Genomic DNA, 249 nt, shown 5'->3' with positions numbered 1-249 from the left:
AAAAAAACTTCTAATAAAACACAATTAACATAAACCACGCACATACGCTCATTCAAAAAAAGATGAATAAATCAATACCGAATGGCTCGACGTATCAGTTGGCGTTGTCTGCAAAACAGCATATTGGTTCGTCTTATAGTTGACCGTGAACACCTGACCACTAGCATCTGACGTGCCAGCGTTTGATGTGTTGTCGTACTTGCCGTGCGCAGCCAAAGCAGCTGACAAGGTCGCGTATGAAACACTATC

1 protein-coding gene is annotated in these 249 nt (G+C 42.6%); it reads right to left on the bottom strand.

Features of this window, described 5'->3' with window-relative positions; all coding sequences use genetic code 11:
• Positions 1–48: 48 nt before the first annotated feature.
• Positions 49–249 (bottom strand): hypothetical protein (locus tag SAY88_RS25395; RefSeq protein WP_332635213.1); only part of this gene is annotated, 201 nt, incomplete at its 5' end.

It is taken from the genome of Halalkalibacter flavus (genome assembly GCF_036663575.1).
Classification (GTDB): domain Bacteria; phylum Bacillota; class Bacilli; order Bacillales; family Bacillaceae_D; genus Halalkalibacter; species Halalkalibacter flavus.
This window is presented reverse-complemented; position numbering and strand designations above follow the sequence as displayed.